A 7,698-nucleotide genomic window follows, 5' to 3' on the forward strand; every position below is an offset into this window, starting at 1 on the left:
TGCGCGTGCGCTGGGACTCGGCCTACCCGCCCGGCGTCCGGTAGATTCTGCGCCCGGTTGATCGGCACACGAAGTGGCCGGGTGCCGTGGGTTCGACGCAGGGGGCGACGGGTGCGGAGCGGGGACGGGCGCGTGGGGGGTCTGCTGGAGTGCTGGCGGGCCGTTGAGTTGTTCAGTCCGCCGCCGATTCCGGAGGTGCCGCGGAAGCGTCGGGCGGGCCGGCCTCGGGCGTCGGACGCGGTCGTCGTCGATGTGACGCCGGTGGCCGGGCAGGCGGCGGTGCTGTTGCCGTGGGCGCCGGAGCACCCGGAGACGGCGGCGCGGCGGGCGCCGCGGGGGATGGTGTGGCGGCACGAGGTGTACGGCGGGGTGTACGACCTGGAGCTGCTGCGCCAGGCGATGATCGCCGTGCTGCCGGAGGGGACCGACCCCGATCCGGGGGTGCCGGACGAGGAGTTGGTGCTGTCGGGGCGGAGCGCGATGTTCGCGCTGGTCCTGGACGAGCACGGGCGGCCGGTCGAGGACACCTCGGTGGTCTCCGCGTGCGGCTGGGCGGCGGGTCGGCTCTTCGACCCGGGGCCGTCGGTGGCCGGGTGGCTGGACGGGTTCGAGGAGCTGGGGGAGGCGTTCGAGGTCGCGGTGGGGCGGCTGACCGCCACGCCGATCCCGTACGCGCCGGGGCCCTCGCCGCTCCCGAACCCGGTGACCGTGGGGGAGGAGGCCGTCCGCGGCTGGCGGCAGCTGATCGCGGAGATCCTGGGCGGCGCGGCGGTGGCGGCGGTCGGTGCGCTGTTCGGCGAGGTCGCCGGGGCGGCGGTGCGCGGGGCGACGGAGCCGCTGGTGCGGCGCGTCGCCGACTGGTCGGCGGCCCGCCGTCCGGACGAGGAGAGCGCGACGGGGGCGCCCGCGCCCGTGCCGCCGGAGCCGCCCGCTGACGAAGTGGCGCGGGACACCGGCCCGCGCCCGGTCGGGCTCGCCGACCTGGTCGCCCTGACCGCCCAGATCGCCCACCTCTGCGGCGTCGAGGAGCACCTGGATCCGCGGGTGATCCGGGTCCGCAGCCGGCTGGTCCACCGCCCGCGCGACCCGAAGGCCAAGCCCGCCGCCGCGCAGCCGTTCCTCAACAGCCTGCTGCCGCCCGACCTGGCCCGGGTCCGCGCCGCGCTCGACGCCGGCCTCGGCCCGGCGCTGGAGGCCTACCTGACCGGCCGCCGGGACATCCCGGTCGGCGCCCGCACCGATCTGCGCGAGGACCGGCTCACCGTCCTCGACGGCGTCCACCCGGCCCTCGTCCCCGCCGGGCGCTGGCCCGCCAAGGCGCGGTACCCGCTCGCGCTGAGCCAGCAGTTCGCGGTCGACCGCATGCTCGCCGACCGCACCGCCGCGGACGCCGACGCCGGCGGCCTGTTCTCCGTCAACGGCCCGCCCGGCACCGGCAAGACCACCATGCTGCGCGACCTCGTCGCCGCCCTCGTGGTCGAACGCGCCGCCGTGATGGCCGGCTACCGGCGGCCCGAGGAGGCGCTCGTCGGCCGCCCCTGGCGGGGCAAGGACCGCCAGGGCGTCCACGCGCGCTTCGTCTCCGCCCTCGACCCGCGGCTCACCGGCCGCGAGATCGTGGTGACCTCCTCGAACAACGGCGCCGTGGAGAACATCACCGCCGAACTGCCCGGCGCCGACGCCCTGGACGAGCACTGGCACGGCGGCCCCGACCACTTCTCCGACCTCGCCTCCGCCCTGCTCGGCGGCGCCCCCGCCTGGGGGCTGGTCGCCGCCGTGCTCGGCAACAAGTCCAACCGGACGAGGTTCACCGAGCGCTTCTGGTGGGGCCGGCTGCCCGAGGACGAGACCGACGCCCGCGACGCCGCCGGGCTCCCGCCGCTGCGCGGCATGAACGCCGTCCTCGGCGACTGGGTCCCGCCCAGCGTGCCCAGACCGGCCCGCACCCCGAGCGACCGTCGCGCCGCCCCGGGCACCGGTACGGCCGAGGCCACGACCGCACCCACCGCCACATCCACCGTCCCCGCCACGCCCGCCGCCTCCGCCCAGCCCGTCCCCTCCTGGCCCGAGGCCGTCGCCGCCTTCAAGGCCGCCCAGGCTGAGGTCGAGCGCCTGCGCGCCGAACGCGTCCGCCTCGCCGCCGCCCTGGCGGAGACGGCCTCGGGCGAGGCACAGCACCGCCTCGACGCCCTGCGCGCCGCCATCGCCCGCGCCGACGACCGCGCGGCGGCCGCCGAGGCCCGCCAGGCCGCCGCCGGCACGGCCGTCGAGGCAGCCCGCACCGCCACCCGTGCCGCCGAGGCCGCCCACCGGACCGCGGTCGAGCGCGTCCCCCGGGCCCGTGAGGCCCTCGCCGACGCCCGGGCCGCGCTGGCCGCCGCCCGCGAACACGCCGACGGGCACCGCCGGCAGGTCGACGTGCTGACGGCCCTGCACGACGAGCCGCCCGGCGCCCAGCCGGGCCTGCGGGCCGGGCTGCGCCGACTGCTCCGGAGCGGCGCCGAACGCGAGGCCGCCGAGCAGCACCGCGAACAGAGCCGGGGCGAACTCCTCGCCCAACTCGTCCAGCAGCGCACCGTGTTGGAGGCCGCCCACGCCCACGTCGCCCGCTGCGCCCAGGCCGAGGACGTCGCGGCCGGCCTGGACACCCGCTCCACCTCGGCCGTCACCGAGGCCGAGGCGGCCGCCGGCCGCGCCCGCGCCCAAGAGGCCGCCGCCCGCGCCGCCGAATCCACGGCCCGTACGGACGCCGAGCGGGCCCGGCAGGAGGCGTGGGCCGCCCGGCGCGAGCTGGAGGGCGCCACCGCCGAACTCGACGCCGCCCACCGGGCCCTGCGCGCGGCCGCCGCCGACCTCCCGTCCCTGCCCCTCGACTGGCCGCGGCTCCCCGACCACGAGCAGGAACTCGGCGCCCCCTGGGCCGACGAGGCCTGGAGCACCGCCCGCAGCGACCTGTTCCTGCGCGCCCTCGACCTGCACCGCGCCCTCGTCGCCAACACCGCGAAGCGGATCCGCGGCAACCTCCAGGTCCTGGTGGAGCTCATGGCCGGCAACAGCGGGCCCGTCCCCGAGGAGCAGGTCCTGCAGGCCTGGCAGACCCTCTTCCTCCTCGTCCCCGTCGTCTCCACCACCTTCTCCTCCATCGGCAGCATGTTCGCCCGCCTCGGCCAGGGATCCATCGGTTGGATCCTCGTCGACGAGGCCGGCCAGGCCACCCCGCAGGCCGCCGTCGGCGCCCTCTGGCGGGCCCGCCGCGCCGTCCTCGTCGGCGACCCGCTCCAGCTCGAACCCGTCGTCACCATGCCGACCGCCCTGCAGCGCCGACTCCTGCTCGCCTACGGCGTCGACGAGGAATGGCTGCCCTCGGCGACCTCCGCCCAGGCCGTCGCCGACCGCGTCAACCGCTACGGCACCTACCTGCCCGCGCCCACCGGCGCGGAGGAGGACACCGTCTGGGTCGGCTCACCGCTGCGCGTCCACCGCCGCTGCGAGGAGCCCATGTTCACCGTCAGCAACGAGGTCGCGTACGGCGGCCTCATGGTCCACGGCACCCACCCCCAGCCCTTCCCCGACCCCGACCACGACGGCCTCCTCCCCAGCCGCTGGCTCGACACCCCCGACCCCGACCGCCCCGCCGACGCCCCCTGGGGCGAACGCGACCGCCGCGCCCTCACCTTCCTCCTGGGCCGCCTCGACCACCACGGCGTCACCGTCGAACGCCTGCGGATCATCGCCCCCTTCCGCGCCCTCATCGCCGAAGCCCGCGAAACCTGCCGCACGCTCCCCGGCTGGACGGCCGAACTGCTCGACGAGCGCTGCGCCACCGTCCACAAGGCCCAGGGCAAGGAGGCCGACGTCGTGATCCTGCTCCTCGGCGCCGGCCGCCCCGGCGCCCGCAACTGGGCCGCCGGCACCCCACACCTCCTGAACGTCGCCGCCAGCCGCGCCAAACGCCGCCTCTACGTCATCGGCGACCGCGCCCTGTGGGCCCCGCTGCTCCACTTCGACGTCCTGGCCGCCGAAGTCCCCGCCTACGACCACGTCCGCGACCGCGCCACCTGGCCCCTCGACGGCCCCGCCGGCTGAGCCCGGCACCTGCGGGGAGGAGACGGTACGTGCGGGCGCGCGAGAAGTCGGATCGGCCGACTTCTCGCGCTGCCCCGGAAGGCTCAGCGGTACCAGGTACGGATCGCGGCCGCGGTCTCCCGGACGTCGGCGTCGCCGGCCCGGATTCGGGCGGCCAGCTCGACGGCCTGCTTGGGCTCGGCGGTGACGATGACGCCGGAGGCGCTGAGGTAGGAGGCGGCGACCACGGCGGCGAAGTGCTCGTTGGCGGAGTCCAGCGCAGGGACGCGGATCAGCTGGTGCATCAGGGCTGCCGCGCGCTGGTGCGCGGCCCCGTACACCGGTACCTCCATGACGGTGTCGGCGTGCCGGGCGACGGCGGCGGCGAGGGTGCCGTAGTCGGTGACGTCCGGGTCGCTCGGCAGGAACTGGTGGGCGATGTCGAGCAGCCAGGCCCGGTCGATCCGGAGGATCACGCGGCGTCCGCCTCGGCGGCGCGGGTGCTCAGGGGATAGGGCCCGAACTCCTCCTCGAAGGCGGGCCCCCAGGTCTGGGCGAAGTGCGCCGCGGCGGTCAGGAACCGTTCCCTCCGCTCGTCCGCCTCCTCGGCCAGCACCTTGCGCGCGTAGTCCGGCAGGCTCATCCCGGCGGCCTCCGCGCGCTGCTCCAGGGCCTCGTGCACGGTGTCGTCCAGTCGGACGTTCAACTGCTTCATACCGGTGAGCGTAGCGACTGGTAGGGGGTGCTACAAGAGCAGGGCCCACAGCGGGCCCCCGCGCCCGGGTGTCAGAACACCGGGGGACGCCCCAGTCGGGTCATCCGCCAGACCGTGGCCCAGCGCATCGGGCGGCGGGGTGGGCACGGGGTGCGGACGCCCTCCAGGAAGCCGGAGTACCAGGCGCGCAGTCCGGCGGCGGGCGGGCGGCGGGAGAGGGTGTAGACCGACCAGGAGGCGAGGTACGGCGGGACCAGGACGGCGGGCAGTCGGCGTTTGGCCGGCCAGACGCGGTTGCGGGCCGTCAGCCGGTAGTAGGCGGCGTGTCGGGCGGGCTCGGTCCGGGGGTGTTGGAGCAGGAGGTCGGCCCGATAGCGGATCGACCAGCCGGCGTCGAGGACGCGCCAGGCGAAGTCCGTCTCCTCGTGGGCGTAGAAGAACCGCGAGGGGAAGCCGCCGACCCGGTCGATGGCGCTCATCCGGATCGCGTGGCCGCCGCCCAGGAAGGTGGTCACCTCGCCGGAGCGCAGGGCGCCGGAGGAGCCCGGGCGCGGGAGGTGGCGGCGCTGGGTGTGCCCCGTCCCGTCGGCGACCCGGAAGCCGACGACGCCGAGGAGCCGCTCCCGCTCGAAGGCCTCCCGGACCAGCCGGAAGGTGTCGGTGCGGGGGAGCAGGCCGTCGTCGTCCAGGTTCACCACTACGTCCACGCCGCCGAGTTCGCGCAGCCGCCGGGCACCGAGGTTGCGGCCGCCGGGGATGCCGAGGTTCTCCGGCAGTTCCACCGCGTCGACCCAGTCCGGGAGCGGCGGAAGCCGCACGCCCTGCCCGATCACCACGACCCGGGCGGCCTCGCCCTCCTGGGCGGCCACCGAGTCGAGGAGCGCGCCCAGCTCCCGGGGCCGGTCGCCCATCGTCAGTACCACCACGCCCAGCCTGAGGCCCATCCGCACCCGCTTCCGTCGAGGAATCCCGCAGATCCGGTGCAACGACCGGCCCGGCTCGGAGGTCACGTACGGATGGGAGCGAATGTTGGTACGGAGGCGAACGCCTGGAAGAAACCGTTCGTTCGGTTTTTCGGGCGCGGGAGGCGGTGTGCCGGAGGCCGATCCGCCGGGGCGGCCGAGGCGTGCGGTCACCCACGGGGCGGTGGGGCCTGACGGGGTGTGGGGAGGGGGAGTGGTTGGCGGGATTCCTCGGCATCGTCTTGTCGGTCGTGGGTGGGGCGAAGCTAAGATACGGGGTGTTTGGTTTTGTTTTCCGGGAGCTCAGGGCGGGGTGGTTTCGGTGGTACGGCAGGAACGGGCGCTCCGGACACGTCGGCTGATCCTGGAGGCGGCGGCCTCGGTCTTCGACGAGTTCGGGTACGAGGGCGCGACCATCGGCGAGGTGGTCTCCCGGGCCGGTGTGACGCGCGGTGCGGTGTATTTCCATTTCGCCTCGAAGCGCGATCTGGCGCAGGGCGTGGTGGAGGAGCAGTTCGTCCAGGACGGAGTTCCCGAACGGAGCTGCAAGCTCCAGGAGTTCGTGGACACCGGGATGGTGGTGGCGTACCTGATGCCGCGCGACCCGCTGCTCAGCGCGGGTGCCCGGCTGTCGCTCGGGCAGGACCTCTTCGACGATCTGGGCGGCGGCGCCATCCCCGGCTGGATCAGCCGGTTCGAGGCGCTGCTGGTCGCGGCCGGCGAGCGCGGCGAGCTGCTCCCGCACGTCGTGCCGGCGGACACCGCGTGGCTGCTCGTCGCCGCGTGGACGGGGGTGCAGATCCAGTCCCAGAAGCTCTGCGGCCGGGCCGACCTGGAGCTGCGGGTGTCCGCGCTGTACCAGCACCTGATGCCGAGCATCGCGGTGCCGGGCGTGCTCGGCTCGCTGCAGATGGGGCCGAACCGCGGTGCCCAGGTGGTGGCCGAGGCCGCGGCGGCCCGTGCGGCGGCGGAGGGCGACCCGGAGGGCGGCGACATCGACGGCGGTCCGGACGGCGGTCCGGACGGTGCGGGCGGCGCCGTGCGCGCCGAGGTGCAGACGGAGGTCGGGGTGGGCTGACGGCGGTTCACCGCCCGACCCACCTGCGGGAATCCGGGTGAGCGAGGGCGGCGGGGGCGGGCGAATCGGCGGCGACGGGACCACGGGGGTCCGGCGCCGCCTTTGGTTTGCCCGGGCCCGGTCACGCGGTGCGGCGGTGGCACTGCCGAGGGTGGCGGGCCGCAACGTCCGCGCAAAACAAACAGCACGTTCGGTTTTGTATTGACAAACCGCGCGTCCTGTTTTTGACTGGTAGCAGTTGACCCAGGGTGTCGACCCGGGTGCCGGCCGTGGTCGTGGAGGCTGCGGCGTTCCGTGTGATTGGGGTGGTCATCGTGGAAATTCGGGTGCTCGGGGCGCTGGACGTCCGGGTGTGCGGGATATCGGTGGTGCCGTCGGCGCCGAAGCCGCGGCAGGTGCTGGGACTGCTGGCGCTGCGGGCGGACCAGGTGGTGTCGGCCGGGGTGCTGGCCGACGAGCTGTGGTCCGGCCGTCCGCCGCGCAGCGCACGCACCACCGTGCAGACGTACGTGCTCCAGCTGCGCGACCTCATCGACCGGGCGCTCGCGACGGCCGGTACGGCGCGGGGGGTGTCCTGCGCCAAGGACGTCCTGGTGACCTCGCCGGGCGGCTACATGCTCAACAGCGGCGGCGGGCTGACGGACCTCCGGGAGTTCGAGCGCCTGGCCGGCACCGGCTACCGGGCGATGGACGGCGAGGACTACCCGGGGGCGGCCCGGCTGCTCGGCGAGGCGCTCGCGCTGTGGCGCGGGCCGGCCTTCGCGGACGTCCCGGTCGGCGGCCAACTCGCCGTCGAGGCCCGGCGGTTGGAGGAGACCCGGCTCTGCGCGCTGGACCAGCGGATCGAGGCCGACCTGCGCCTCGGCCGGCACCGCGTA

General features: G+C 75.6%; 6 protein-coding genes. 3 read left to right on the forward strand and 3 right to left on the reverse strand.

All coding sequences use genetic code 11. The annotated features are described in order from the left end of the window. Window positions 1-261: 261 nt before the first annotated feature. A complete protein-coding gene (locus ACLWS4_RS35445; RefSeq protein WP_416876294.1) occupies window positions 262-4,086 on the forward strand; it encodes an AAA domain-containing protein in 3,825 nt (1,274 codons plus the stop codon). A gap of 83 nt (window positions 4,087-4,169) precedes the next feature. Here the strand turns inward: ACLWS4_RS35445 and ACLWS4_RS35450 are convergent, their stop codons facing one another. From ACLWS4_RS35450 to ACLWS4_RS35460, 3 genes are all read right to left on the reverse strand, one after another. After that, the gene (locus ACLWS4_RS35450; RefSeq protein ID WP_074002898.1) at window positions 4,170-4,541 is read right to left on the reverse strand and encodes a fic family toxin-antitoxin system, toxin component; all 372 of its coding nucleotides are present in this window, start codon (window positions 4,539-4,541) and stop codon (window positions 4,170-4,172) included. Further along, on the reverse strand, window positions 4,538-4,780 hold the full coding sequence (locus ACLWS4_RS35455; protein WP_143204553.1) for a plasmid mobilization protein: 243 nt from the start codon (window positions 4,778-4,780) through the stop codon (window positions 4,538-4,540). Before ACLWS4_RS35455 ends, ACLWS4_RS35450 begins: the two co-directional genes overlap by 4 nt. 71 nt (window positions 4,781-4,851) lie before the next feature. Beyond that, on the reverse strand, window positions 4,852-5,724 hold the full coding sequence (locus tag ACLWS4_RS35460) for a glycosyltransferase family 2 protein (RefSeq protein ID WP_416876295.1): 873 nt from the start codon (window positions 5,722-5,724) through the stop codon (window positions 4,852-4,854). A gap of 340 nt (window positions 5,725-6,064) precedes the next feature. On the opposite strand from ACLWS4_RS35460, the gene ACLWS4_RS35465 reads away from it, so the two are divergent. Continuing rightward, on the forward strand, window positions 6,065-6,820 hold the full coding sequence (locus ACLWS4_RS35465; protein ID WP_380782531.1) for a ScbR family autoregulator-binding transcription factor: 756 nt from the start codon (window positions 6,065-6,067) through the stop codon (window positions 6,818-6,820). Between the two features lie 314 nt (window positions 6,821-7,134). Continuing rightward, window positions 7,135-7,698, forward strand: a 564-nt coding sequence (locus tag ACLWS4_RS35470; protein WP_416876296.1) for an AfsR/SARP family transcriptional regulator, incomplete at its 3' end; no start/stop codon positions are given.

The organism is Kitasatospora sp. SC0581 (assembly GCF_048159585.1).
Taxonomy (GTDB): Bacteria; Actinomycetota; Actinomycetes; order Streptomycetales; family Streptomycetaceae; genus Kitasatospora.